At 69.4% G+C, this 25166-nt stretch carries 24 protein-coding genes and 2 pseudogenes; 9 read left to right on the top strand and 17 right to left on the bottom strand.

The window, feature by feature from the left end:
- Positions 1-27: 27 nt before the first annotated feature.
- The 5 genes from J8M50_RS49705 to J8M50_RS19390 all read right to left on the bottom strand — a co-directional run bounded on the left by J8M50_RS49705 (position 28) and on the right by J8M50_RS19390 (position 2108).
- On the bottom strand, positions 28-927 hold the full coding sequence (locus tag J8M50_RS49705) for a radical SAM/SPASM domain-containing protein (protein WP_075660798.1): 900 nt from the start codon (positions 925-927) through the stop codon (positions 28-30).
- A 37-nt stretch (positions 928-964) separates the two neighbouring features.
- A complete protein-coding gene (locus tag J8M50_RS19405; RefSeq protein WP_141655654.1) occupies positions 965-1315 on the bottom strand; it encodes a hypothetical protein in 351 nt (116 codons plus the stop codon).
- Between the two features lie 171 nt (positions 1316-1486).
- Complete coding sequence (locus tag J8M50_RS19400; protein ID WP_158002833.1) at positions 1487-1660, bottom strand: hypothetical protein; 174 nt, start codon at positions 1658-1660, stop codon at positions 1487-1489.
- A complete protein-coding gene (locus tag J8M50_RS19395; protein WP_010359395.1) occupies positions 1657-1872 on the bottom strand; it encodes a hypothetical protein in 216 nt (71 codons plus the stop codon). The genes J8M50_RS19400 and J8M50_RS19395 overlap by 4 nt, the downstream gene beginning before the upstream one ends.
- Entirely contained in the window at positions 1869-2108 is a 240-nt protein-coding gene (locus tag J8M50_RS19390) for a hypothetical protein (protein WP_010359397.1), read from the bottom strand. Before J8M50_RS19390 ends, J8M50_RS19395 begins: the two co-directional genes overlap by 4 nt.
- Before the next feature lie 191 nt (positions 2109-2299).
- Here J8M50_RS19390 and J8M50_RS19385 point away from each other — a divergent pair, with 191 nt between their 5' ends.
- Both J8M50_RS19385 and J8M50_RS19380 read left to right on the top strand, forming a co-directional pair.
- Entirely contained in the window at positions 2300-3634 is a 1335-nt protein-coding gene (locus J8M50_RS19385) for an NsdA family TPR-like regulatory protein (RefSeq protein ID WP_075693553.1), read from the top strand.
- A 29-nt stretch (positions 3635-3663) separates the two neighbouring features.
- On the top strand, positions 3664-4431 hold the full coding sequence (locus J8M50_RS19380) for an IS5/IS1182 family transposase (protein WP_029183378.1): 768 nt from the start codon (positions 3664-3666) through the stop codon (positions 4429-4431).
- Positions 4432-4548: 117 nt separating this feature from the next.
- Here the strand turns inward: J8M50_RS19380 and J8M50_RS19375 are convergent.
- The 4 genes and pseudogenes from J8M50_RS19375 to lysX all read right to left on the bottom strand — a co-directional run bounded on the left by J8M50_RS19375 (position 4549) and on the right by lysX (position 10000).
- Positions 4549-5417: pseudogene (locus J8M50_RS19375) on the bottom strand (IS5 family transposase).
- 281 nt (positions 5418-5698) lie between these two features.
- Positions 5699-6298, bottom strand: coding sequence for a hypothetical protein (locus J8M50_RS19370; protein ID WP_010357196.1), 600 nt, complete (start codon positions 6296-6298; stop codon positions 5699-5701).
- Positions 6299-6400: 102 nt separating this feature from the next.
- Positions 6401-6669 (bottom strand): annotated as a pseudogene (locus J8M50_RS19365) (IS5/IS1182 family transposase); the annotation flags it as partial.
- Between the two features lie 88 nt (positions 6670-6757).
- Positions 6758-10000 (bottom strand): bifunctional lysylphosphatidylglycerol synthetase/lysine--tRNA ligase LysX, encoded by a 3243-nt coding sequence (gene lysX, locus J8M50_RS19360; protein WP_010357197.1) that lies wholly within the window; start codon positions 9998-10000, stop codon positions 6758-6760.
- A 76-nt stretch (positions 10001-10076) separates the two neighbouring features.
- Here lysX and J8M50_RS19355 point away from each other — a divergent pair, with 76 nt between their 5' ends.
- On the top strand, positions 10077-10550 hold the full coding sequence (locus J8M50_RS19355) for a universal stress protein (RefSeq protein ID WP_010357198.1): 474 nt from the start codon (positions 10077-10079) through the stop codon (positions 10548-10550).
- A gap of 38 nt (positions 10551-10588) precedes the next feature.
- Here J8M50_RS19355 and J8M50_RS19350 read toward each other — a convergent pair whose 3' ends face one another.
- Positions 10589-11752, bottom strand: a complete 1164-nt coding sequence (locus tag J8M50_RS19350; RefSeq protein WP_263303534.1) for a CapA family protein — start codon at positions 11750-11752, stop codon at positions 10589-10591.
- A 279-nt stretch (positions 11753-12031) separates the two neighbouring features.
- Between J8M50_RS19350 and J8M50_RS19345 the strand changes: the two genes are divergently transcribed.
- From J8M50_RS19345 to J8M50_RS19335, 3 genes are all read left to right on the top strand, one after another.
- Entirely contained in the window at positions 12032-12574 is a 543-nt protein-coding gene (locus J8M50_RS19345) for a sigma-70 family RNA polymerase sigma factor (protein ID WP_010357200.1), read from the top strand.
- Positions 12575-12708: 134 nt separating this feature from the next.
- Positions 12709-13230 carry a hypothetical protein gene (locus J8M50_RS19340; protein WP_010357201.1) on the top strand — a complete coding sequence of 174 codons (522 nt, stop codon included), beginning with the start codon at positions 12709-12711 and terminating at the stop codon, positions 13228-13230.
- A 172-nt stretch (positions 13231-13402) separates the two neighbouring features.
- Positions 13403-14077, top strand: coding sequence for a zf-HC2 domain-containing protein (locus J8M50_RS19335; RefSeq protein ID WP_010357202.1), 675 nt, complete (start codon positions 13403-13405; stop codon positions 14075-14077).
- 7 nt (positions 14078-14084) lie between these two features.
- On the opposite strand, the gene J8M50_RS19330 is transcribed toward J8M50_RS19335, so the two are convergent.
- Positions 14085-14948, bottom strand: a complete 864-nt coding sequence (locus J8M50_RS19330; protein ID WP_010357203.1) for an Fpg/Nei family DNA glycosylase — start codon at positions 14946-14948, stop codon at positions 14085-14087.
- Positions 14949-14999: 51 nt separating this feature from the next.
- Positions 15000-17060, bottom strand: a complete 2061-nt coding sequence (locus J8M50_RS19325) for a SpoIIE family protein phosphatase (protein WP_010357204.1) — start codon at positions 17058-17060, stop codon at positions 15000-15002.
- Positions 17061-17152: 92 nt separating this feature from the next.
- Here J8M50_RS19325 and J8M50_RS19320 point away from each other — a divergent pair, with 92 nt between their 5' ends.
- Complete coding sequence (locus J8M50_RS19320; protein ID WP_010357205.1) at positions 17153-18559, top strand: lipase maturation factor family protein; 1407 nt, start codon at positions 17153-17155, stop codon at positions 18557-18559.
- On the opposite strand, the gene J8M50_RS19315 is transcribed toward J8M50_RS19320, so the two are convergent.
- The 5 genes from J8M50_RS19315 to J8M50_RS19295 are packed head-to-tail and all read right to left on the bottom strand — an operon-like array spanning position 18547 to position 22762.
- A complete protein-coding gene (locus J8M50_RS19315) occupies positions 18547-19368 on the bottom strand; it encodes an amidohydrolase family protein (protein WP_010357206.1) in 822 nt (273 codons plus the stop codon). The genes J8M50_RS19320 and J8M50_RS19315 overlap by 13 nt on opposite strands.
- A gap of 25 nt (positions 19369-19393) precedes the next feature.
- Positions 19394-19708 (bottom strand): L-rhamnose mutarotase, encoded by a 315-nt coding sequence (locus tag J8M50_RS19310; protein ID WP_010357207.1) that lies wholly within the window; start codon positions 19706-19708, stop codon positions 19394-19396.
- Entirely contained in the window at positions 19705-20688 is a 984-nt protein-coding gene (locus J8M50_RS19305) for an aldo/keto reductase (protein WP_010357208.1), read from the bottom strand. The genes J8M50_RS19310 and J8M50_RS19305 overlap by 4 nt, the downstream gene beginning before the upstream one ends.
- Positions 20685-21440, bottom strand: a complete 756-nt coding sequence (locus J8M50_RS19300; RefSeq protein ID WP_010357209.1) for an SDR family NAD(P)-dependent oxidoreductase — start codon at positions 21438-21440, stop codon at positions 20685-20687. The genes J8M50_RS19305 and J8M50_RS19300 overlap by 4 nt, the downstream gene beginning before the upstream one ends.
- A complete protein-coding gene (locus tag J8M50_RS19295; protein WP_010357210.1) occupies positions 21437-22762 on the bottom strand; it encodes an L-fuconate dehydratase in 1326 nt (441 codons plus the stop codon). The genes J8M50_RS19300 and J8M50_RS19295 overlap by 4 nt, the downstream gene beginning before the upstream one ends.
- A gap of 172 nt (positions 22763-22934) precedes the next feature.
- On the opposite strand from J8M50_RS19295, the gene J8M50_RS19290 reads away from it, so the two are divergent.
- Positions 22935-23645, top strand: a complete 711-nt coding sequence (locus J8M50_RS19290) for a FadR/GntR family transcriptional regulator (RefSeq protein WP_010357211.1) — start codon at positions 22935-22937, stop codon at positions 23643-23645.
- A gap of 414 nt (positions 23646-24059) precedes the next feature.
- The gene (locus J8M50_RS19285) at positions 24060-25166 is read left to right on the top strand and encodes a C1 family peptidase (RefSeq protein ID WP_010357212.1); all 1107 of its coding nucleotides are present in this window, start codon (positions 24060-24062) and stop codon (positions 25164-25166) included.

Here is a 25166-nt window from a genome sequence, read left to right as displayed (position 1 = left end):
CTTCGCACTCCTGATCATCGCGACGGATTAAACCGGCGCGTCGATGCTAGCGGGGCTGTCCGACTCGCGGGGGTCACAGTGCCCCACGGACGGAACGCAGGGGCCGCAGGGTTCGCACATGGGCAGGAATTGAGGGGGCGTACAAGACTGAGCCCCGTCCCCCAGAACGGCGCGGATATCGGCCAGCACCTCGCCCATACGGACTCCGCTCCAGACCTCGGCCAGCGGGGTTTCCCGCACGTTCCCGATGTTCAGGAACCGTCCGAGAACGCAAGGCCACACGTTGCCGTCCGGGCCGATCGCGCACTTCTCGTCGGCGCAGTGCCCGCAGAGATCAGCGATGGTCGGTTCCGCTCCATCGCTTCCTCGGCCGAAAGCACGGATACGGTCTCCGCCGACGTGTCCGACGCCGAGGCTCAACAGATCCTGTGCCGCTTCGAACGCGCGTTGCCCGGACCGTACGGCGACGACTCCACCCCGGATCGGGACACCGAGAGTGAGGGCCTTTTCGATGTTGGCCCGCGTGCGCTTGTGGGAGCCGCGGAGGTTGGTCACGGCGTCGTGCTTCTCGGCGCTGTCGGAGTAGTAGGAGGTGGCGAGTTTCACGCCGCATTCGCTGATCACGTCCCACAGTTCAGGGCGAATGTGGGTCATGTTCGAGAAAATCTCGATGGACAGGCCGGACGTGTGCGCGTGCCGGATCAGCGCGGGCAGGTAGGGGTACAGCGTTGGTTCCCCACCGATGAACTGGACGTCTCGCGCACCCATTTCGGCGAGTTCCGAGATGACTCGCACCCAGTCGCGGACCGACATGGTGCCGTGCGTTCCCTTGGGTGAAGAGTCCGCGTAACAATGGCCGCAGAACTCGTTGCAGAGTCCTGTCACCTCTAACCATGCGAAATTGAGCGGGCTTTGGGCGGTGTTCACCTGTGTTCTCCTTTCGACTTGGCTGCGATTGGAGTTCCTACTCGGGGTTGCGGATCTCCCACGAGTGCTTGGCGGGATGGGTGATGATCAGGTAGCACGCTTGGGGGTCGGCGTCCTGCGATGCCGCTTCGCATGCGAGCGCGGATTCAAACCGCCCGGCACCGTTCGTCAGCCAGCGCCACCACAAGTTGCCCGACGCGTCGTCCCACTCCTTCACCTGCACGCAATGCGTCCCGTCAAGCTCATGGCCTGTGGCGAGTTCGCAGCACACAGGAGCACAGTGCGTGTCTCGGTCTTTGTCTGACAGAGTCTCGCCGTGGGCTTCCAGAACTTCCCGGAGTTCCGGCAGAGGAACGAAGGTAATCGCCCCACACATCGGCACCGTCACCGCATGATCCTTTCTATTGAACAAAGACCCCGCCCGCCGGTCATCGGGGGAACGGACACAGCGGGCGGGGCCGATCGAGGGTGGTTCAGGCGGCGAAGCGGGCCAGAGTCGACGCTGCAACCCAAATCCATACGGCCACAGCGAGAACAACCACGACGGTGCACACGGCCCTCATGCGGATTGCTCCGCCTCTTCTACAGCGACCAGCGCGGACGGCTGCACGTCCCACTCGACACCCCCGCCGTCCGGCCGCACCCATGCCCGCCCCATCCAGACGGATTGGAGAACTCCCTTGCGCCTTCCGTCCGTCACTTCCTGGCCGAGGTGCTTGGTGGTGATCATCATCGTGCGCTCTCACAGTCGGGGCAGTCCTCGAAGGGGCAGACGGGGTAGGGCGGTACCGGGAGTTCGATCTCACCGGTTTGAACGTTGAGGACGCCGCCGTATGCCGTGCGCCAGTCCGTCAGCGGCGCCTCTGCGGCCTCTTCCGTGCCGTCCAGGAGCCGGACGAGCTGAGGCTCACCAAGGGCGCTCACCCGGGCGTTGGGCCACTTCACGGGGCTACCTCGCTGTGCACCTCAGTCACGTGCCGCTTCCACAACACGGCCGCGTCGCTCGCCGCCGACGGGTCGCAGTCCTTGTTCAGCTCGCCGTTCTTCGTGGTCTTGGCCATGCGCTTGATCCACTCGCCCACGTACGTCTTGCAGTCGGCACAGTTACCGATGATCTTGGGCATGATGAACGGCTCGGAGGGGTACTGCTGTTCGGGCTTTTCGCTTGTACCGTTGGGCACTGTCGTCAACCTCCTACCGGTTGGTGACCACGCCCCCGGACGCTCGAACGTCGCGGGGGTCCCCCGTTCCCTACGACGGGTGGTCAGTTCTCGCTCTAGGCAACCGACTTGCTACGCAGAGCGGTACCGTTGTGACAGCAGGCGTTTTTAAGAGCTTTAAGTGCCCGGCCGGCGGGAGGAGTTGAGCGCAGGTGAAGACACCGGAACCGAACACGAGGCTGGAACGGCTCTACCGCGAAACCGGCTGGACGTTGCGTCAGTTCGCCCAAGAGGTCAACCGCATCGGGACCGAACGGCGAACACCCATGAAGTATCGGGAACCGTCCGTACACCAGTGGCTCAAGGGTCACCTGCCGAGAGAAGTCACCCGTCCCCTGATTCTGGAAGCTCTGACACGGAAGCTTCGCCGCCCGATCACACACAGCGAGGCAAGTTTCCCATCTCCTTCAGGCCAATCAAATATCCATCCAAGCACCGTGGATGGGCTGGTTGATCTAGGAACAGCAGACATGGACCCATCCCGCCGTAGCGTTATAGGAGCAGGCCTGTTTTCCGTCGCACTCGCTGTCCCTAATTGGAGGGACGTCGTAGGTCGCATGGAGGCAATTCGGTCCGGAAAAATACAACGCATTGGCATGCCTGAAGTAGATTCCGTAACCGCCATGACGGGTCGCCTTTCGGAACTCGATGATGAATTTGGAGGCCGTTACGCGCGGCCCATGGCTGCCGCCTTCCTGGTCAATATTGTCGCTCCATATTTGAAAGCAGACGCACCGACTGAAGTACGCAGAGAAATGATGTCCTCTGCATCCTTCTTGTGCTACCTCACCGGTTGGATGGCAGTCGATGAGGGGTTGCATGGAAGCGCCCAGCAGTACTACGTGAAGGGCCTGGAACTCGCCGGCGCCAGCGACGACCACTTGACTTACTGCCACATTCTCCGGGGAATGTCCGTCCAGTCTGTCGACTTGGGCCACGGTTCGACAGCGGTGACTTGGGCCAACGCGGCAAGTGAAGCCTCCCCCACGGCCGGGCCAAGGATGAAAGCTTTCATGGCAGGGCAACAGGCTCATTCCTATGCCGTCGCAGGAGACCGGTACAACGCGCTCCAAAGCATCCGGGAAACCGAAGCCGCCATGAGCAAAGCAGAAAGCAGGCATCAAACCTTCGGCGGATACAGTCCTGCCACATTGACATATCACACTGCACAGGTCAGGTATGCGATGGGGGATGTAGCTGGAAGCGTTGACCATCTTCAGCTTCACTTCCGCTTGCGGGAGCCAGCGAACGAATCCACTCGCAGCGGAATGCGGTTCAGCGGGATGCTGGCCGAACATCAGCTGGAGATGGGGTACTTGGATGAAGCCTGCGCCACGTGGAGCAAAGTGCTGGACGGCTATCCCGCGATTCAATCCGGACAGGTCGACAAACACGTCAAGGAGATGTCTCGACTAATTCGACCACACCTCAAAAATAGCACCGCTCGGGACCTTTACGAACGAGCTCGACTAAGGGCTGTCCCGTAACTGCTGGTCACGGGTGAGATGATCTTGATGTGTCTGGTGTGATCACGGCGTCGGAGCCGTCCTGGATAGCCCCGTTCACCGGGCTGAGCCCCCGCCTGTTCGGCAAGCTGGTGACCGTACTGCGGCGCGAAGGTGCGGATGCGGTCCGCAAGGGCCGGCCGTGGAGCCTCCCGCTGGAGGACCGGGCTCTGCTGGTCGCGGCGTACTGGCGCACGAACTTGACGATGCGCCAGCTCGCCCCGCTCTTCGGGGTGTCCAAGTCGGCAGCCGACCGCATCATCGACCACCTCGGGCCGATGCTCGCGCTCCAGCCCCGCAAGCGGTTCGCCAAGGACACCGTGCTCATCGTGGACGGCACCCTGGTCCCCACCCGGGACCACACGGTCGCGGAGCAGTCCAAGAACTACCGGTACTCGACCAACCATCAGGTCGTCATCGACGCCGACACCCGCCTGGTCGTCGTGGTGGGCCGGCCTCTCGCCGGAAACCGCAACGACTGCAAGGCGTGGGAGGAATCCGGCGCCAAAGCCGCTGTCGGCAAGACCATGACGATCGCCGACGGCGGCTATCCCGGGACCGGGCTCGTCATGCCCCACCGCCGGCGCAAGGGCGAAGACCTTCCGGACTGGAAGGAAGCACACAACAAGTCCCACAAGCAGGTCCGCGCCCGCGTCGAGCACGTCTTCGCCCGCATGAAGACCTGGAAGATCCTCCGCGACTGCCGCCTCAAAGGCGATGGCGTCCACCACGCCATGCTCGGCATCGCCCGGATACACAACCTCGCCCTCGCCGGATAGACGAGCGGCCCGCACGACGGCCAACCACGCCCGAGACAGCTCGAAGATCATTTACGGGACAGTCCTTAGTCGCACCTAACGCACTGGCAGCCTAAGAGGTCGTTTTATCCCTCCGTTTCATCCCTGAATGAGGTGTTGATCCTGCTTTAGTGGGTCACGCCAGGAGATGGTCGCTTCGCCGGTGAGGCGGCGGGCCATGAGGTCGGTCATGGCGAGATGGATCATGGCCTCGGAGCGGGCGGGGAGGGTTCGTAGTCGCGGGTCAGGCGGCGGTGGAGCATGAGCCAGCCGTAGGTCCGCTCCACCGCCCAGCGTTTCGGGATGGGGGTGAATCCCCTGGCCCCGGGGGCGCGTTGGACGATTTCGAGGTCGATGCCGAGGGTGGCCGCGTGCTCGACGAAGTGTTTGCGGTAGCCGCCGTCGACCCAGACCTTGCGCAGGCCGGGATGGTCGGCGGCGGCCTGTTCCAGGAGGGCGCGGCCGGCTGTGGAGTCCTGGACGCTGGCTGCGGTGACCAGCACGGCCAGCAGCAGGCCGAGGGTATCGGTGATGATGCTTCGCTTGCGGCCTGCGATCTTTTTGCCCGCGTCGATGCCCTGACTTCGCGCGGGGACGCTGGTGGAGGTCTTGACGCTCTGCGCGTCGATCACGCCGGCGGACGGGGTGGCTCCGTGGCCTTCCTGTCGGCGGACCAGCTCCCGCAGGAGGCCGTTGAGGTGGGCGAAGACGCCGTCCTTCTGCCACATGGCGAAGTAGCCGTAGACGCTCTGATGCGGCGGGAAGTCGTGCGGGAGGTAGGCCCACTGCACGCCGGTGCGGTCCACGTACAGGATCGCGTTCATGATCTCGCGCAGGTCGTGCCGTGGTGGTCGGCCGAAGTCCAGGGCCCGGCCCCGGCGTTCGAAGCGCCAGGCGGACAGCACCGGCTCGATCAACTCCCAGCGGGCGTCGGACAGGTCACTCGGGTACGCGCGGCGTTCCGTCATGATCCGGGCATACCGCTGCCCGGAGGCGTGCGCCCAGGCGTGCGTCCTGCCGCGCCGAAGCACGGAACAGAACCAGGCATCCTGGAATGAGACAGGCGCACGTGTGCCCTCACCCCGTCCGTCACACCATCCGCCCCACCAAGAAGAGCCGTCTCCACCGACTCACCAGCAGCACACCAAGCGGCTGGATAAACCGCCACGGAGTGCCGCAGTTAAGAGAAAAACGACCTCTGAGAGGTCATCTCGTTTGGAACTATCCCCTGCCGGTGACTACCAGCGCCTCACATGCCGCGGTCTGGGCCGTACCAAGGCTCGGGACGTTCGCTGGCAGACATGGGGAGATGCTGAAGTTTCACAGGGCCTGGATAGAAAGCTGAGCTGTTGGGGCCGGTCATGTCTTCGCCGACCAGGTAGCGATAGAGCCATTCGGTGAAGCCCATGCGGTGCTCTGCCCAGGTTTCGTCATAGTTGACCACGAGCATGGTGGCATCGGCGACCGTACCAAGGAAGATCGTCTCTCCTCGGTCGGTGCTCGCGATCGGCCACAGACCGTTACGAGTGCCGAAGCTCAACTCCTCGAGTCCGAAGAGCTGGCGGGGATCCTCGTCCGCATCGAGGTCGAGTTCGTCCCAGGGCACTTCTGACCAAGCCCGAATGGTGTCCCGGATCCACTGGACCAGGTTCCAGCGGTCGGTCGCGGGGTGGGACAAGTACAGGTGGCCGTTGAGTTGGATCGGGGCGTATGCGTCGACGATCACCTGGTAGTCGGGCGGCAGCCGTATGCCGAGGTCGGCGTGGAGGCGGTCCCATGCCGACGGGTCTGCATAGCGGTTCTGTACCGGTCCGAGCATCGCCATGGTGGCGGCCAGGTAATCGGTCATGGGATACCTCGTTGGTATGGATCGACGCTGAGCAACGGGCCAGCGGCAGGGCGGGATCGTCCGAATGCGTTACGGATCATGCCAGCCTGCCGTCCTCGCCGGTCAGGCCACCATCCTGCGGTAGCAGATCAGGGCGGCGGCGATCCCGGCGAAGGCCAGGAAATGGTCGGTTCGTAGCGCCGGTGCAGGCGGCGACACCCGGTCAGCCACGCCACCGTCCACTCCGCAGTCCAACGATGGCGGCCCAGCCGTTGGGAGGACTCGACGCCCTTGCGAGCGATACGAGGGACGACGCGTCGGGTGCGGAGCCATCGGCGCAGGTGGTCGTAGTCATAGCCCTTGTCGGCGTGGAGCGGACAGTGGCGTGGCTGGTATCACGGCCGTCAGCCTAGTGATCGAGCCAGTTGAGACGATCTACAAAAAGAAATCCCCGCAGTCCACTGCCAGGGGAACCGCCCCTCACCTCCTCCGAACCAACGGAAACGGCAAGGTCTCCCGAATACTCAGTCCCGTGACGAACATGACCAGTCGGTCCACCCCGATACCCAATCCCCCGGTGGGTGGCATCGCATAAGCCAGTGCCTCCAGGAACTCTTCATCCAGTTCCATCGCCTCAGGATCACCCCCCGCCGCTTTCAACGACTGCTCCGTCAACCGTCTCCGCTGCTCCACCGGATCAGTCAATTCGGAATACGCCGTACCCAGTTCCGTCCCGAACGCAACGAGGTCCCAGCGCTCGGCGAGCCGGGGATCCGCACGGTGTTGCCGGGTCAGCGGGGAGACGTCCGTGGGGAAGTCCTTGTAGAACGTCGGCAACAGCGTCCGCTCCTCGACCAGCCGCTCGTACATCTCCAGCACCACATCCCCCCGCCCGTCCCCATCCCCGTACGGCACCCCGGCCCGATCGCACAGCCGCCGCAGCACGGACAACTCCATATCCGCCCCCACCTCTTCCCCGAGCGCCTCGGAAATGGCCCCGTACACGGTCTTGACGGGCCACTCCCCGGAAATGTCGAACTCCTCGCCCCCCTTACGGACGACGGGAGTACCGAAGGCGGCCCGAGCGGCACCCTGGATCAGCTCGCGGGTCAGGTCGAGCATGACGTCGTAGTCGGCGTAGGCCTGATACGCCTCCAGCATCGTGAACTCGGGATTGTGTTTCGGCGAGACCCCCTCATTACGGAAGGTCCGCCCCATCTCGAACACCTTCTCCAGACCGCCCACGCAGAGCCGTTTGAGATACAGCTCGGGGGCGATCCGGAGATACAGGTCGAGGTCGTACGCGTTGATGTGTGTCGTGAACGGACGTGCGTTCGCGCCGCCATGGATCTGCTGGAGCATGGGCGTCTCGACTTCGAGGTACCCCCGTTCGAGGAGCCCGCCCCGCAGCGCCTGGACGACGGCGGCCCGCGCGCGGATCGTGTCGCGGGCGGCGGGGCTGGTGACGAGGTCGAGGGCACGGAGCCGGACCTTCGCCTCGGGGTCGGTGAGGCCGCGCCGCTTGTCGGGGAGGGGCCGCAGGCACTTGCCGGTGAGCTGCCAGCCGTGGACGAAGACGGTCGGCTCGCCCTTGTCGCTGCGCCCGGCGGACCCCGTACAGCTCACGAGGTCACCGAGGTCGACGTCGGCGCGGAAACGGTGCGCGTCGGTCAGCGCGAGCTGGTGGTCGCCGGACCAGTCCCGCAGGGTGACGAAGACGATCCCCCCGAAGTCGCGGACGCGCAGGACCCGCCCGGCGACGGTGACCTCGTCCCCGTCACGGACGTCCGCGAGGGCGTGGGTGGGCGCGGGGACACCCACCGGGTAGGGGTCCGTGCCGTCGTCGTACAGCCGCTGGAGCCGTTCCTGACGGACGCGGACCTGGTCGGAGGGGCCCTTCTCCCGGGGTGACAGGGGCTCTGCCAGCTCTTCCAGGGGCGGCAGGTCGCCGGAGGAGGACGCGGGGCGTACCTCGTGCTTCAGGCGGTGCCTGCGCAGGGACGGTACGGCGACGAAGCCCTCGGCGATCCCGGAGGCGAGGCCGACGCGGGCCAGGGCGCCGGTGTCGCCGTAGCAGAGGAAGCGGGGGTACCACAGGGGCCGGTACTTGGCGTTGGAGCGGTAGAGGGCCTCCAGCTGCCACCACTTGGAGAAGAACAGGAGCAGCCGGCGCCACAGCCGCAGGACCGGTCCGGCGCCGATGCGGGCGCCCTCCTCGAACACCGAGCGGAACACGGCGAAGTTGAGGGAGATCCGGCGGATGCCCACCTTCGGCGCGGCGGCGCAGACTTCCGCGACCATGAACTCCATGACGCCGTTGGGGGCGCCCCGGTCGCGGCGCATGAGGTCGAGGGAGATGCCGTCGGGGCCCCAGGGGACGAAGGAGAGCAGCGCGAGGAGGCGGCCGTCGTCGGCGACGGTCTCGACGAGGAGGCAGTCGCCGTCGGCGGGGTCGCCGAGGCGGTCGAGGGCCATGGAGAAGCCGCGTTCGGTCTCGGTGTCGCGCCAGGCGTCGGCGCGGTCGACGACCTCCTCCATCTCCTCGGGGGTGAGAGCGGAGTGGCGGCGTACCCGGCAGGTCGCGCCGGTGCGGCGGACGCGGTTGACGGCCTGGCGGGTGACGCGCATGTCGCGTCCGCCGAGGTCGAAGGAGGGGATGTCGAGGATCGCCTCGTCGCCGAGCTGGAGCGCGTTGAGACCGGCGCGGGCGAAGGCTTTGGCGCCGTCCTCGGAGGCGCCCATGACGGCGGGGGTCCAGCCGTGGCGGCGTGCGGTGTCCTGCCAGGCGGCGATGGCGTGCGGCCAGGCCTCGCGGTCGCCGACGGGGTCGCCGCTGGCGAGGCAGACGGCGGCTTCGACGCGGTAGGTGACGGCCGCCTTGCCGCTGGGCGAGAAGACGACGGCCTTGTCGCGGCGGGTGGCGAAGTAGCCGAGGGAGTCGTGGGCGCCGTACCGCTTGAGGAGGGCGCGGATGCGGGCCTCCTCGTCGCCGTGCAGGGCGGCTTCCATGCGCTGGCTGCGGAACAGGGTGGCGGCGGCGTTCAGGAGCGCGAGGGCGCCGAAGAGGCCGAGGAGGAAGAAGAGGGCGCGCGGCGGGCGGCCGTCGAAGCTGCGGGCGGAGACGAGGCCGCCGAGCACCCGGTCGGCGGCCCACGCGAACCGCTCCCCGCGCGGGAGGTCGCCGTGGAACAGCTCGACGAGCCCCCAGCCGGCGAGGATCGCGAGCCCGAGGCCGACCAGCAGCACGAGGACGGCCCGGCGGACGGCGCCGTGCCGGGACGCGGCGTAGAACTCGCGGCGCGCGAAGAGCAGGACGACGAGGGCGAGGCCGCAGACGACCAGCGACGGCAGCGACTCGGTGTAGTCGCCGAACGCGACGCCGAGGCTGTCGCCGAGCACGAGCAGGCCCAGGTAGACGACGACCAGCCACCAGGCGACCTTCTTGCGCGCGGCCGTCGCCCCGGCCAGCAGGAACAGGAAGACGGCGTAGGCGAGGTTCGCGCTGACCGGGATGATCAGCAGGTCGAGCAGGTCGACGGCCGGGCGCAGCAGGCGGCGCAGCGGCGGCACGAAGGCGAGGACGACACACAGCACGCCGATGGCCCCGAAGAACCCGCCGAACGCCTCGGGCACACGGCTGAGGAAGCGGGGACGCCCGCCCTCCTTCTCCGGCTGCTTCTCCGGCCGCTCGGCGGCGGTGGTCGCGGTTCCGGCTGCGCTCATGGCTTCGACTGTAGGAAGTAGGCGGGCCGGGCGCCCGTCGAGAAGGGGGAAGCGGGGATTCCGATAGCCTCGGCGCGTGACGGAACAGCATGAACGCAAGCCTTCGCAGGGGTTCGAGCGGGGGACCGACGGTCCTAAGGTCATCGTGGTCGGGGTGGACGGCTCCGACTCGTCCATGCGGGCCGCCGCGTACGCCGCGGGGCTCGCGCGGCGGCAGCGGGCGCTGCTGGCGATCGTGTACATCCAGCCGGTGATGGCGGCGGGGGCCGCGATGGGGGTGCCGGTCGCGGAGACCACGGATCAGATCGCCGAGGATCTCGTCGCGCAGATCCGCAGCGAGACCGAGCGGCTCAAGGGGATATTCGACGTCCGCTGGGAGTTCCACACGTTCCGCGGGGACCCCTACGCCGGGCTCGTCACCGCCGCCGACGACCTGAAGGCGGACGCGGTGGTCGTCGGCGCGTCGGAGCAGGCGGGGCACCGGATCGTGGGGTCGGTGGCGGTGCGGCTGGTGAAGGCGGGGCGGTGGCCGGTGACGGTCGTGCCGTAAGCGTTTCTACGGCCGTCCCGCAGCCGTTCTTGAAAAGGTCAGTCCGCCATGACCAGCCCGTCCTTCGCCGCGCCCCGGCTGAGGACGACCTCGCGGATGCGGTCGCGGACACCGCGTACGTCGGCCCCTTGGGCGAGGGCCTGGTTCAGGTCGAGGACGCGTCCCGCGTCGATGTCGAACATCTGCGGGACGAACTCGGCCTTGCTGACGTTCCACCGGGCGCCCGGGTGCTCCGGCGGGGTGAAGGTGAAGCGGGCGATGGTGGACTGGTTGCCGCGCGGGTCCTGCTGTCCCTGGTGGTTGAACATCTCCCCGGCGATCTGGTCGCCCATGCCGTAGACGACCCACGTCCCGTTGACCTTCTCGTACGCCTGCGGGATGTGGGCGTGCGTCCCGAGGATCAGGTCGATGTCGGGGCGTCCGGCGTTGCCCGACGACGTGAGGGTGCGGGCCAGCGTGAGCTGCTGCTCGTCGGGGGCGTCCTGCCACTCCGTGCCCCAGTGCAGGGAGACGACCACGACATCGGCGCCGGCCTGCCGTGCGGCGCGGGCGTCGGCGAGGATCTTCGCCGGGTCGATGACGTTGACGGCCCAGGGCTGCTCCGGCGGAAGGGGGTAGCCGTTGGTGCCGTAGGTGTAGGCGAGGTGGGCGACGGTGGCGCGGCCGGCGCGCAGGAGGGTCGGGGTGGTGGCCTCCTGCGGGGTGCGGGCGGTGCCCGCGTGGCGTACGCCCGCGCCGTCGAGGGCGTCGAGCGTGCGCCGTACGCCTGCCGGGCCGTCGTCGAGGCTGTGGTTGGAGGCGGTGGAGCAGCCGTCGTACCCGGTCGTCGCGAGGGCCTCGGCGATCTCCGGCGGGGATTTGAACGCGGGGTAGCCGGTGTAGTCGCCGTTCGCGCCGTAGACCGTCTCCATGTGGCACAGGGCGAGGTCGGCGCGGGAGACGAGGGGGCGGACGCCGTCGAGCATGGGGCGGAAGTCGTAGCCCTGGCCGCCGGCGTCGAAGCGGGCGCGTTCGATGATGGAGGTGTGGGGGAGGACGTCGCCGGTGGCGACGAGGGTGAAGCCGGTGGCGGGGGCGGCTGAGGCCGAGGGGGCGGGTCTGCCGGGGGTGGGCGGTTTCTCCTCGCGCGCCTCCTGGGCCTGGCAGGCGGCCACCGCGAGGAGGACGGTCGCGGCGAGGGCCACCGGTCGTCTGCGTACCATCACCGCAACCACTCCATTCCGATCTGATTGTCGTACTTACGGCGCACGTCCACACTCCTAGCGCACACCCCGGCCCGCCCGGTGGAGCCGCTCCGGAGGATGCGCGCGATCGGCGTAGCGGGGCCGATTCGAACCCGTATCCCGGCTCCGAACCGGAACTCTCCGCACCGCCGTTCACCGACCGTTCGTCGAACCGTTCGTCGACGCGATCGACCGTCCGTCGCAGATGTTTGTACGCGCCCTGTCGCTGAGTGACGACGCCGGTGTGCCATAACGGCCATGACCGCCACACTCACGCAGCCGAAGACGACCGCTGAGCATGAACTCGCCGCGCTCCAGCGGGAACACGGGCGGCCCCTCTTCGCGCTGCTGCTGCGGCTGAGCGACGGTGACCGGCAGCGCGCCGAGGACCTCGTCCAGGAGACGCTGGTGCGGGCGTGGCAGCACCCCGAGGCGCTGCGCGCGGACGACTTCGACTCGGTGCGGCCCTGGCTGATGACGGTCGGGCGGCGGCTCGCGATCGACGCTCGGCGCGCGCGGCAGGCGCGGCCTGCGGAGGTCGGGGACGCGATACTCGAACACGCGCCCGTCTGCGCGGACCACGCGGAGCGCGCGGCGGCGGCGCTGGACGTCCGCGAGGCTGTGAAGACTCTCACTCCCGAACACCGTGAAGTCCTGGTGCTGGTGTACTTCCAGGGTGCGAGTGTGGCGGAGGCCGCCGGAGTACTCGGGATCCCGCCCGGTACGGTGAAGTCCCGCGCGTTCTACGCGCTGCGTGCCCTGCGCCGGGTCCTTCCGGGTTATGCGGCCGACCTGCGCTGAAACCGATCGCAGAGTCAAACCTCCGTAAAGCGCCTTGCCTGAGACCCCGGTTGAGTAATCGGCTGTTCCCATCCGTGTTCCGGACTGGGGGCCCGGCGACGGGCGACGGCACACCGGAGGGAAGGCTGCGAGGGATGCTGGACAGAGATCATCACGGCACGGACGGGTCCGACGACGGTGAACTGACCGTCCCCATGGCCTGGTTGTACGCCGAGTACATCGCCGACGAACTGCTGCGCACCGGCGACCTGATGCCGCCGACGTCGTTCGAGTTCCGCGCCGGGCGCGACGCGCTGGCGCTCACCATCTTCCTGTCGGACACCGACGGGGAACTCCCCGGCATCCGGGTCGTGACGCAGCTGGAGACGTGGCTCTCGCTGACCGCGTACGACCAGCCGTGGCAGGACTGGGTGGGCGAACGGATGTCCCAACTCACCGCGCGCGTCGTGCAGTCGGGGCTGGACTCGCCTGACCTGCGGCTCGCCGAGGACGCGTGGCGGTGGCTGGAGGAGACGGAGCTCCTCGCGCCGGACCTCAACGCGGTGCCGGGCGGCGGTGCGGTGGCCGGGATCGGGGAGGACGAAGGGCCGAAGGTGTGGACTCCGGCGTGGCAACTCGGCTTGCCGCTGGGTCACTTGGCGATCCACCTTTTCTAGCCGGGCCGGGCCCCTCGCAAAAAACTTTCCGATCCGACCAATCCGCCCGCGCGACGGCTCCGAACATCTGGGTCACGATTCTGTACACCCCTTGAGTGATTCCGGAGCCGGGTGCGTACCGGTGGGAGCAAGGAGTAACCCCAACCGCACCCAACGGCACGAGGATTCGGCGATGAGGTCCCTGGAACAGCATGTGGACGTCGGCGCGTACGCGCTCGGTGTCCTGGACGAAGCGGAAGCCTTCCGCTTCGAGGACCACCTCATGGAGTGTCCTCGGTGCGCGGCTCAGGTCACGGAATTCGGTCCGGCGACACGGCAGTTGATGCTGTACCGGCGCGCTACCCCGCGCTCGGTGCACCCCTTCGCCGGTCCCGGGCCCCGGCTCCTGGACAAGCTCCTCGACCAGGTCATCACCCGGCGCCGGGCGATGCGCCGCCGGTTCCTGTACGGGCTGGCCGCGTCCGTCGTCGTCGCGCTGACCGGGCCCGCGCTGATGATGGCGGTCGGCGGCAGGGGCAGCGAGGAGGCCGTGGCGAGCAGCGAGGTGCGGATCGCCGCGACCGACCAGAAGTCCGGGGTGTGGGCGCAGGTGACGGCCGCCGACAAGACGTGGGGCGCGGACATCGAGCTCCAGGTGAAGGACGGGTCGGGGCCGCGCCACTGCCGGCTCGTCATCGTCGGGCGGGACGGCAGCGAGGAGACGGCGACCGGGTGGATGGTCCCCGATCACGACGCGCGGCCCAACACGATGCACGGGGGTACGGCGATGCACACGCAGGACGTCGCGTTCTACGACGTGCGCAGCGACGACAACAAGACGCTGCTGCGGATCCCGGCCGGGAAGTGAGCCGCGGCTACTTGAGGAGCCGGGACATCCTGCGGTCGGCCAGGGGCTTGCCGCCCGTCTGGCAGGTCGGGCAGTACTGGAGCGAGGAGTCGCTGAAGGAGACCTCGCGGATCGTGTCCCCGCACACCGGGCACGGCTCGCCGGTCCTGCCGTGCACGCGTAGGCCGCTCTTCTTCTCCGCCTTGAGCCGCCCGGCGGCCACACCGTGTGAGCGCTCCACGGCGTCGGTCAGGGTGGTGCGCAGCGCCTCGTACAGCACGTGCGTCTCCCCCGGCGTGAGCGAGGCCGCCAGTTTGAACGGGGACATGCGGGCCACGTGCAGGATCTCGTCGCTGTAGGCGTTGCCGACGCCCGCGATGAGGCTCTGGTCGCGCAACGCGCCCTTGAGCTGCCGCCGCTCCCCCGCCAGCAGCGCCGCGAGACGCGCCTCGTCGAAGTCGTCCGCGAGCGGGTCGGGGCCGAGGCGTGCGATACCGGGTACGTCCTGGGGGTCGCGTACGACGTACACCGCGAGTTTCTTCTGGGTGCCGGCCTCGGTGAGGTCGAACCCGGCGCCCGTCTCCAGGGCGACCCTGAGCGCGAGCGGGCCCTTTCCGGGGCGGGGCATGCCGTCGGGGAGCCGGTCCTTCCAGTGCAGCCAGCCGGCGCGGGCGAGGTGGGTGACGAGATGCGGGCCGCCCGCCGTCTCGACGTCCAGGAACTTCCCGTACCGCCGTACCGCGACGACCTCGTGGCCCTCGACGTCGGTCAGGGGTGGGGCGTACGTCTTCAGCACGCTGATCGCGACGGGGAGCACCCGGACGATCTCGTGACCGACCAGGTGCTCGGTGAGGAAGTCCTTGAGGGCTTCGACCTCGGGCAGCTCGGGCATGGGTCCAGGGTGCCACCGGGGGGTGCGGGTGGCACGGCGAGGGGCGTCCGGTCACCCCGGCTCCGGCAGTGCGAACTCGCACCACACGCACTTGCCGCCGCCCCGCGCCTCCACCCCCCACGCGTCCGCGAGCAGGTCGACCAGCAGCAGGCCCCTGCCCGTCACGCCCGCCTCCCCCGCCTCCCTGCGGCGCGGGAGTGCGCTGGACGTGTCCTCCACCTCGACCCGCAGCCGGCGTGACGGGTCGGCCAGCACCACCCGCAGCGTGACGACCGCCGCGCCTTCCGTGTGCATCAGGGCGTTGGTGATCAGTTCGTCGGCCGTGAGTTCCACGTCGTCGGCGCGGGTGTGGGCGCCCCAGGCGTGGACGGCGGCGCGAATCATGTGGCGGGCCTGCACGAGGGCGTCGGGGTCGCCGGGCGCGACGTGCTGCTGGAGGCGGCCCCCCGCGCGGGGCGTGTCGAGGCAGCGGCGGCGCAGGAGCAGGAGCGCCACGTCGTCGTCCCCTTCCCGGTCCTCGGCGACCTCGATGAGGCGGTCGGCGAGGGCGCGGACGTCGTCGGGGCCGTCGGCGACCAGGGCCGTCAGGATGCGCATGCCGTCGTCGAGGTCGATGCCGGGCTGTTCGACGAGGCCGTCCGTGCACAGGAGGAGCAGGTCGCCGGGGTCGAGTTCCAGCGTGCTGACGGGGTACGCGAGGCCGCCGAACTCCGCCGAGAGGCCGAGCGGCAGGCCACCCGGGACGGAGAGGCGGCGGCACGTGCCGTCGGCGGCGCGCAGCAGGGGGTCGATGTGGCCCGCGCGGACGACCTGGACGACGCCGGTGACGAGGTCGGTCTCGGCGTACAGGCAGGTCGCGAAGCGGTCGGTGTCGAGGTCGTGGAGGAACAGCGAGGCGCGGGCCATGACGGTGGCCGGGGGGTGGCCCTCGGAGGCGTACGCCTTGAGGACGATGCGGAGCTGGCCCATCACCGCCGCCGCGTGCGTGTCGTGGCCCTGGACGTCGCCGATGACCGCGCCGACCTTGCCCCCGGGCAGCGGGATCAGGTCGTACCAGTCGCCGCCGATGTCGCGGCCGAGGGAGCCGCCGATGGTCGCGGCGCGGTAGCGGACGGCGATCTCGGCGCCGGGGACGCTGGGGATCGTACGCGGCAGCATGGCCTGCTGGAGGCCCTGCGCGATGTCCTTCTCCTGCTCGTAGAACATGGCGCGCTGGAGGCTCTGCGCGATGCTGGAGCCGAGTGCGACGAGGATGTTGCGCTCCTCGGGGGTGAAGCCGTGCCGGTCGCTGTAGAGCAGGCCCATCGCGCCGATCGGGCGGGCCTGGACGATCAGCGGGAGGTAGGCGGCGGAGGTGATCCGCAGGTCGCGCAGGTGCGGCCACAGGACGGGGTAGCTGGTCGCGAACTCCTCCGGGGACTCGATGAAACGCGGGGTGAGCGTGCGGACGACCTCGCTCATCGGGTACGGCTCGTCGATGCGGGTGACGAGCGTGCCGGGGACGAAGCTGCCCTCGGGGCCCTCCGCGACCAGCCGGATGCGGCCCGCCTCGACGAGGCCCATGACGAGGCTGGTGGCGCCCAGATGGGTGAGGCCCTGGGTGTCCTTGAGGACGTCGATGACGTCCTGCACGGTCCGCGCGTGCGCGAGCGCGGCCGTGGTGAGCTGGACGACGTTGGTCTGCTCCCGGCGCGCGTCGTCCCGCGCGGTCTCCTCCCAGCGGCGCGCGAGGTCGTCCAGCTCCTGGGTGGCGTCGCGGACGATGCCGACGATGCGGCGGGGGCGGCCCGTGTCGTCGCGGCTGATGTGGCCCTGCGTGTGGGTCCAGCACAGGGTGCCGTCGCGGCGCTGCAACCGGAAGTAGCAGCCGTAGTTCTCGCTGCCGTCCTTGATGGCCTGCGCGACCAGCGCGTCCAGCCGCTCGCCCTCCGCCCTCGGCACCCGCACGACCAGCGACGCCGGGTTCCCGTCGTATTCGTCGGGCCGCAGGTCGAAAATCTCGTGGGCCCGCGCGTCCATGAGGAACCGCCCGGAGTCCAGGTCCCACTCGAAGCTGCCCATACGGTTGAGCGCCAGGACCCGGTCCGGGCGCGCGGGCCAGTCGTCCGGCATGCGCCCACTGTGACAGGATTTAGGGGGTTTCACGACTGGGAGAGCGACAAGAGTCGCACAAGCGGATAAATCCACCACCGAGAGTCACGGTCATGGACTGGTTCACCTCGGACGCCGCCTGGCTGAGCCGTCTCCTCTTCCAGCGCGCCCTCGCCTGCGTCTACCTGTTCGCGTTCCTCACCGCCGCCCTCCAGTTCCGCGCCCTGCTGGGGACACGCGGCCTGCTCCCCATCCCCCGCTTCACCGCCCGCGTCCCGTTCCGCAGGGCCCCGAGCCTCTTCCAACTCCACTACTCGGACCGGTACTTCGGGGCCTGCGCCTGGGCGGGCTGCGCGCTGTCGGCCGCCCTACTGACCGGCGTGGACTCGCTGCTCCCCCTGTGGGCGGCGATGCTGCTGTGGCTGCTCCCCTGGGCCCTGTACCTCTCGATCGTGAACGTCGGCCAGACCTGGTACGGCTTCGGCTGGGAGTCCTTGCTCCTGGAGACCGGGTTCCTCGCGGTGTTCCTCGGCAACGACGACGTCGCCCCGCCCGTACCGGTGCTGCTCCTGCTGCGCTGGCTGCTGCTGCGCGTCGAGTTCGGGGCGGGCCTGATCAAGCTGCGCGGCGACGCGTGCTGGCGGAAGCTGACGTGCCTGGACTTCCACCACGAGACCCAGCCGATGCCGGGCCCGTTGAGCTGGTTCTTCCACCACCTCCCGCGCCCGGTCCACCGCGTGGAGGCGGCGGCGAACCACCTCACCCAACTCGCCGTCCCGTTCCTCCTGTTCACACCGCAGCCGGTGGCGACGGCGGCGGCCTCGCTGATGATCCTGACGCAGCTCTGGCTGGTCCTGTCGGGCAACTTCGCCTGGCTGAACTGGCTGACGATCACCCTGGCCCTGTCGGTGATCGAACCCCCCTCGGATCACCGGGAGTTCCCCGCGCCACCCCTCTGGTACGAGGCCCTGGTACTCACCGTCGCCGCCCTGCTCCTGTTCCTGAGCCGCCACCCCGTCCGCAACATGCTCTCCCGCCGCCAGGTCATGAACCGCTCCTTCGACCCCCTGCACCTGGTCAACTCCTACGGCGCCTTCGGCAGCGTCAGCCGCACCCGGTACGAGGTGGTGATCGAGGGCACGCTCGACGAGGTCCCCCACGAGCAACAGGGCTGGCGGGAGTACGAGTTCAAGGGCAAGCCGGGCCATCCGACACGCTGGCCCCGCCAGTTCGCGCCCTACCACCTGCGCCTGGACTGGATGCTGTGGTTCGTCGGCCTGTCCCCGGCGTACGCGGGCACCTGGTTCACGGTCCTGGTCGAACGCCTCCTGGAGGGCGACCCGGCGACGCTGAAGCTCCTGCGCCGGGCCCCCTTCGACCGGCCGCCGCGCTATGTCCGCGCCCGTATCTTCCGCTACCGCTACACGGACTGGCGGGAGTTGAGACGGACGCGGGCCTGCTGGCACCGCACCTACGTCCGCGAGTTCCTCCCGCCGACCCGCCTGGATCAGAGGCCGTAGACCCGGAAGGCGTTCTCCTCGAAGATCGCGTCCCGGTCCCCCGGGTCGGTCAACTCCTCGGCCACCGCGAGGACTTGCGCATAGCTCGCGACCTCCGTGCACACCGGCCAGTCCGACCCGAACATCAGCCGGTCGACGCCGAAGGACTCCAGCGCGACATCGACGTACGGCCGCAGATCGGCCGCCTGCCACCCCGCACCGGCCTCGGTGACCAGCCCGGAGAGCTTGCCGACCGTGTTGGGGTGGTAGCCGAAGGCGCGGATGTCGCACTCCCAGGTGCCCCGGACGCCGGAGGCTACGGCGGGCTTGCCGAGGTGGTCGAGGACGAAGACCAGGTCCTCGTGCTCGCCGACGGCCCTGACGCAGGAGGGGAGTTGGTGCGGGACGACCACCAGGTCGTACACGAGCCCGGCCTCGGCGACCGCGCGCAGGCCGCGCCGGACGTCGGGGCGCTGGAGCCAGCCCGGGTCGGACTCGCTCTGGACCTGGTGCCGGATGCCCTTCAGGTAGGCCCCGCCCGGCAGTTCGCGCAGCCGCGCCAGCTCCTCGGCGATGCCGGGGTGGGTGAGGTCGGTCCAGCCGACGACGCCCGCGACGAGGTCGTGCGCGTCGGCCAGGGCGAGGAACTCGGGGGTCTCCTCGGCGACGGTGACCGTCTGGACGAGCACCGTCCGGTCGACCTCCGCCGCCCGCGCCTCGGGGGCGAGGTCGGCGAGGGTGAAGTCCCGTCTCAGGGGGCTGTGTTCGGGGATCCAGTCCTGGTCGCGCACCGAGAGGTCCCACACGTGGTGGTGGGCGTCGACAATCACAGAGCCTCCAGGTCAATGCCGATGCTCACGGCAGCTCCCAGACGACCGGCAGCCCCGCGTCCGCCCCCTCGTCCGAGTAGTCGTGGACGACGTCGAGCAGCTCCGCCATCCGCGCCTGCCACGCCACATTGACCGGCAGCTTCTCCAGCTCGGCGAGCAGGCGCCCGTAGTCCTCGCACTCCAGGACGTGGAAGAGGTCGGTGCCGCTGCGCCAGATCGTCCAGGAACTGGCCCCGGCGGCACGGATGGCGTCCGTGAGTTCGACGGGAACCTCCCGGTGCGCGGCGTCGTACTCCGCGACCCGGTCGGCACGGACCGTGGTGTGCAGGGCGATCCTCACAGCCCGGCCTCCTTCCAGAAGGCGTCCGGCACCGGAGCCGCGAACTGGTCGGCCCCGTCGACGACTTCGGCCGCCGACCGCGCGCCGACGAGCACGCTCGCGACCGCCGGATGCGCGGCGCAGAACGCGAGCGCGGCGGCCCGCAGCGTGATCCCGTGCCGGTCGGCGACCGCCTTGAGGCGCAGTGCCTCGTCCAGCAACTCCTGGGGCGCGGCGGTGTAGTTGTAGGTGGCGCCGGGCTTCGGGTCCGCCAGCAGACCGGAGTTGAAGGCACCGCCGATCACCACGGACACGCCTCGCTCCTCGGCGGCCGGAAGGAGGTCGGTGAGGGCGCTGCGGTCGAGGAGCGTGTAACGCCCCGCGCACAGCACGACGTCGACGTCCGTCTCCCGCACGAACCGGGTGAGCATCGCCGTCTGGTTCATACCGGCGCCGATCGCTCCCACGACCCCTTCGGAGCGGAGCTTCTCCAGCGCCGGGTACCCCTCGTGGAACGCCTGGTCGGCGTGGTCGTCCGGGTCATGGAGGTAGACGACGTCCACGTGGTCGAGGCTGAGGCGTTCGAGGCTGGACTCCAGGGAGCGGCGTACGCCGTCGGCGCTGAAGTCCCAGACGCGGCGGTGGGAGCCCGGGACCGCGAAGCCGTCGGCGAGGTCGTCGCCGGTTGCCTCGGCGGGCTCCAGGAGGCGGCCGACCTTCGTCGAGATCGTGAACTCGGCGCGCGGGCGGTCGCGCAGGGCCAGGCCGAGGCGGCGTTCCGAGAGCCCGAGGCCGTAGTGGGGGGCCGTGTCGAAGTAGCGGATTCCCTTGTCCCAGGCGGCGGTTACCGCCTCGGTGGCCTGCTCGTCGGTGAGTGGCGCGAAGAGGTTGCCGATGCCTGCGGCGCCGAAGCCGAGGCCGGTGACCTCGGTGTCGGTGCGGCCCAGGCGGTTCGTCCCGGGCCGGTCGGCGCCCGACGGCCGAGGGACTCCCCCGCTCACTGCTGCACCGGCCGTAGCCGCAGCCCCTGCATCCCGCCGTCCACCGCGAGGGACGTGCCGGTCGTCGCGCCCGCGAGCGGGCTCGCCAAGTAGGCGATGGCGGCGGCGACTTCGGCCGCGCTGACCAGTCGCCCGGACGGCTGGCGGGCCTCCAGGGCGGCGCGTTCGGCGGCCGGGTCGTCGGCGGCGTCGAGGAGGCGGCCGACCCAAGGGGTGTCCGCCGTACCGGGGTTGACGCAGTTGACGCGGATACCCTCGCGGAGGTGGTCGGCGGCCATCGCGAGGGTGAGCGACAGCACCGCGCCCTTCGTCGCGCTGTACAGGGCCCGTTGGGGCAGTCCGGCGGTCGCGGCGACCGAGCAGGTGTTGACGATCGCCGCGTGGGCGGAGGCGCGCAGGTGTGGGAGGGCGGCGCGGGTCACGCGGACCATGCCGACGACGTTGACGTCCCAGACGCGGTGCCACTCGGTGTCGTCGTTGTCCTCGACGGTGCCCTGGGCGCCGATGCCCGCGTTGTTGACGAGGATGTCGAGGCCGCCGAGGTCGGTGACGGCGGCCTCTATCGCCGCGCGCACGGAGGCGTCGTCGGAGACGTCGGCCTGGTGGCCGAGCAGGGGTTTGTCGACGCCGGACGGGTCGAGGTCGAGCACGGCGACGCGTGCGCCGCGCTCCGCCAGCAGGTCGGCGGTGGCCCGGCCGATGCCGGAGGCGCCGCCCGTGACCAGTGCCGTGAGCCCCTCGAAGTCGTTCATGCCGCCTCGTTCTCCTTCAGGTCCGCGAGCCAGAAGGCACCGTCCGGGAACCGGTAGCGCGCGAGGGACTCCGGCCGCATGGCGGCGGAGAAGCCCGGCGTGGTCGGTGCCATGTAGTGACCTTCCCTGATGACCACCGGATCAAGGAAGTGGGCATGCAAATGATCCACATACTCGATGACCCGGTCGTCGGTCGTCCCCGACAGCGCGACGAAGTCGAACATCGAGAGGTGCTGGACGAGTTCGCACAGTCCGACGCCGCCCGCGTGCGGGCAGACGGGGACGCCGAACTTGGCCGCGAGCAGCAGGATCGCGAGGTTCTCGTTGACCCCGCCGACGCGGGCCGCGTCGAGCTGGAGGACGTCGAGGGAGCCGGCCTGGAGGAGCTGCTTGAAGACGATCCGGTTCTGGACGTGCTCGCCGGTGGCGACCTTCACGGGCGCGACGCCGCGCCGTACGGCCGCGTGGCCGAGGATGTCGTCGGGGCTGGTCGGCTCCTCGATCCAGTACGGGTCGAAGGGGGCGAGCGCGTTGGTCCAGCGGATCGCCTCCTCGACGTCCCAGCGCTGGTTGGCGTCGACGGCGATCCGGATGCCGGGGCCGACCACGTCGCGGGCGACCCGGCAGCGGCGTACGTCGTCGTCGAGGTCGGCGCCGACCTTCAGCTTGATCTGCGTGAACCCGTCCGCGACGGCCTCGGCGGCGAGCCGCGCGAGCTTCTCGTCGCCGTACCCGAGCCACCCGGCGGACGTCGTGTACGCGGGATAGCCGCGCTCCAGCAGCCGCGTACGGCGCTCCTCGGCGCCCTCCTTGCCCCGGCGCAGCAGGTCGAGGGCCTCGGCGGGGGTGAGGGCGTCGGTGAGGTAGCGGAAGTCGATCTGGGCGACGAGCCACTCGGGTTCGGCGTCGGCGAGGAGCTGCCACAGGGGCTTGGCGGCGCGTTTGGCGGCGAGGTCCCAGACGGCGTTGACGACCGCGCCGATCGCCATGTGCATCACGCCCTTCTCCGGTCCCAGCCAGCGGAGCTGGCTGTCGCCGATCAGGGCGCGGCTGACGCTTCCGGGGTCCGCGCAGACCTCGGCGACGTCCCGGCCGACGACGTGCGCGCGCAGGGCGTCGATCGCGGCGACCTGGACCTCGTTGCCCCGGCCGATGGTGAACGTGAAGCCGTGTCCCTCGTGGCCGTCCCCGGCGTCCGTGCGCAGGACGACGTATGCGGCGGAGTAGTCCGGGTCCGGGTTCATCGCGTCGGAGCCGTCCAGCTCCCGCGAGGTGGGGAAGCGGATGTCATGGGTGTCGACGGCGGTGATGCGTGGGCTCACGGGACCCCTTTCGGGCGGGCGCGCGCGATGCGCCGGGTGCAGTGACCCTGCATATTTATCAGACCAATTTCGGTTCCGAACACCCCTTGAAGCGGTTCAGTCCGGATTTTCTCGCAGAGTGGTCCGACCACTTCGGTCGCTAGACTCCCCGCACGGCTTCGGGAGGACGACGGTGGACGAGAGTACGGGGACCGCCCCGCGGCAGGGCACGGTGACGCAGCGCGCCATCGAGCGGATCAAGGCGATGATCGCGGAGGGGCTCCTGGAGCCGGGCCAGCGGCTGCCGACCGAACGGGACCTCGCCGCGCAGCTCGGGATGTCCCGCAGCTCGATGCGGGAGGCGATCCGGGCGCTCACCGTCCTCGGGGTGCTGGAGGCGCGGCACGGGTCCGGGATCTATGTCACCGCACTGGACGCCGGGGACCTGCTGGAGACGTTCGGTGTCGTCGCCGACCTCTCGCGGGGGGCGCGTCTCGTGGAACTCCTCGAAGTGCGGCGGGTGTTGGAGTCGACGGCGACGGCCCTTGCGGCGGCGCGCATCAGCGACGCCCAACTCGCCGAGGTCGAGGAGCACTTGGCGGCGATGAACGCGACCGACGACCCCGAGGTGATCCTCGCGCACGACCTCGCCTTCCACCGGGCGATCGCGGTCGCCGCCGGGAACGAGACGATGGCCGCGATCCTGGAGGGCCTGTCCTCGCGCACGTTCCGCGCCCGCGTCTGGCGCGGCTACGAGGAAGAGGGCGCCTTCGACCGCACCCGGCGTGAACACGCCGCGATCCACCGGGCGTTGAAGGCGCGGGACCCGGAGGCGGCGCGGGCGGCTGCCGCCGCGCACGTGGGTGAGGTGGAGCAGTGGCTGCGGGCACAGTTGGGGGCCTGAGGGAACGACCTCGGGGGAACATTCGGCAGGCCGGTTTCCGAAAGCGGTTGCCGTAAGGGAGAGGTGCCGCTCCGCAACGCGGGGCCCGTCCACCCCGTTTCCGGCTCCGCATTCCGGCGTATTCCCGGACCCCCCGTTCTCTGCTTAGCTGCGTCTTGACAGCCGACGGCCGCCCGAGGGGCGCCGTACAGACTTCAGGGGCTGTCATCGCATTCGGGGGTTCGGCTGTGCAAGCCAACACGAGAACGCACAGACACTGACGCGGAATCGAGCCGCGAGTCATCGATCTGTCGAGGCGCACGTGCCCGCCTCTCTCCTTCCGGCACGACATCCTGACGAACCGTCACCGAGGCGCGTCCATATGCCGCTTCGTGCTTCCCGGTTCGTGTTCCACAGCAGCAAGGAGGCTCCACCATGCCTGTCAACGACCCGCTCGACCTCGGCCACCTCAGGTCGGTGCTCGACGACGCGGGCAACCCGTGGCGCATGGCCGTCACCAGCATGACCTCCCTCACCGAGGGCCAGCGGGTGATCCGCCTCGGTGTCCCCGTCCAGGAGCACGAGGCCGCCGCCGCCGAGAGTGCCCGGCAGAGCGACCGCGCCGCCGCCCTCGCCGCGACCGCCGACTCGGTCGGCGCGCCCAGCGCCTTCGACCTGCGCAATGTCGGCGGCGCGAACTACACGACGCCGGTGAAGGACCAGGGCGGATGCGGTTCCTGCGTGGCCTTCGGGTCCGTCGGGACGCTGGAGCACGTCACCCGGTACACGAACCGCACGCCGAACCTCGCCGTCGACCTCTCCGAGGCGCAGGCGTACTACTGCTACGGCCGTGCGGCGGGCGCCACCTGCGCCTCCGGCTGGCTGCCGGAGCCCCTCGCCGACAAGGCGCGCGACTCGGGCGTCACGATCGACGCGTACTTCCCGTACACGGCCGCCGACCAGGACTGCTCGAAGCTCAACGCGGACTGGCCGAACCGGCTGGTCAAGGCGCGTTCCTGGCAGCAGGCGAACAACCCGGCGACGATGAAGGAGCTGATCTCGACCTACGGTTCCGTGGTCGCCTGCTTCTACGTCTACCAGGACTTCTTCTCCTACGCGGGCGGCGTCTACCGCCACAAGACGGGCACCCTGGCCGGCGGCCACTGCGTCACCCTCGTCGGCTACGACGACGCCCAGCAGTGCTGGATCGCCAAGAACAGCTGGGGCCCCGGCTGGGGCGAGCAGGGCTTCTTCCGCATCGGGTACGGCGAGTGCTCGATCGAGTCCTGGCACACCCTCGGCTTCCTCGGCACCGTCATCCGCGACTGGCTGCCCGACCAGCGCATCCTCGCGCTGTGGAGCAACGAGGCCGACGCAAACGTGTGGGCGTACGGCGAACTGCGCGGCTGGCTCAGCCTCAACGGCGCGGTGGGCGCGACCGACGCCGCGATGCTCGCGGAACTCGCCGCGTCCAAGGCGAACGGCGCGAAGGTCGGCCTCTACGAGGACAGCGGCACCGTCCAGCAGATCTACGCCTGGTGA

This window comes from Streptomyces acidiscabies (genome assembly GCF_020010905.1).
Lineage (GTDB): Bacteria > Actinomycetota > Actinomycetes > Streptomycetales > Streptomycetaceae > Streptomyces > Streptomyces acidiscabies.
The sequence above is the reverse complement of the archived record's forward strand: the minus strand, read 5'-3'. Positions and strand labels throughout refer to the sequence as shown.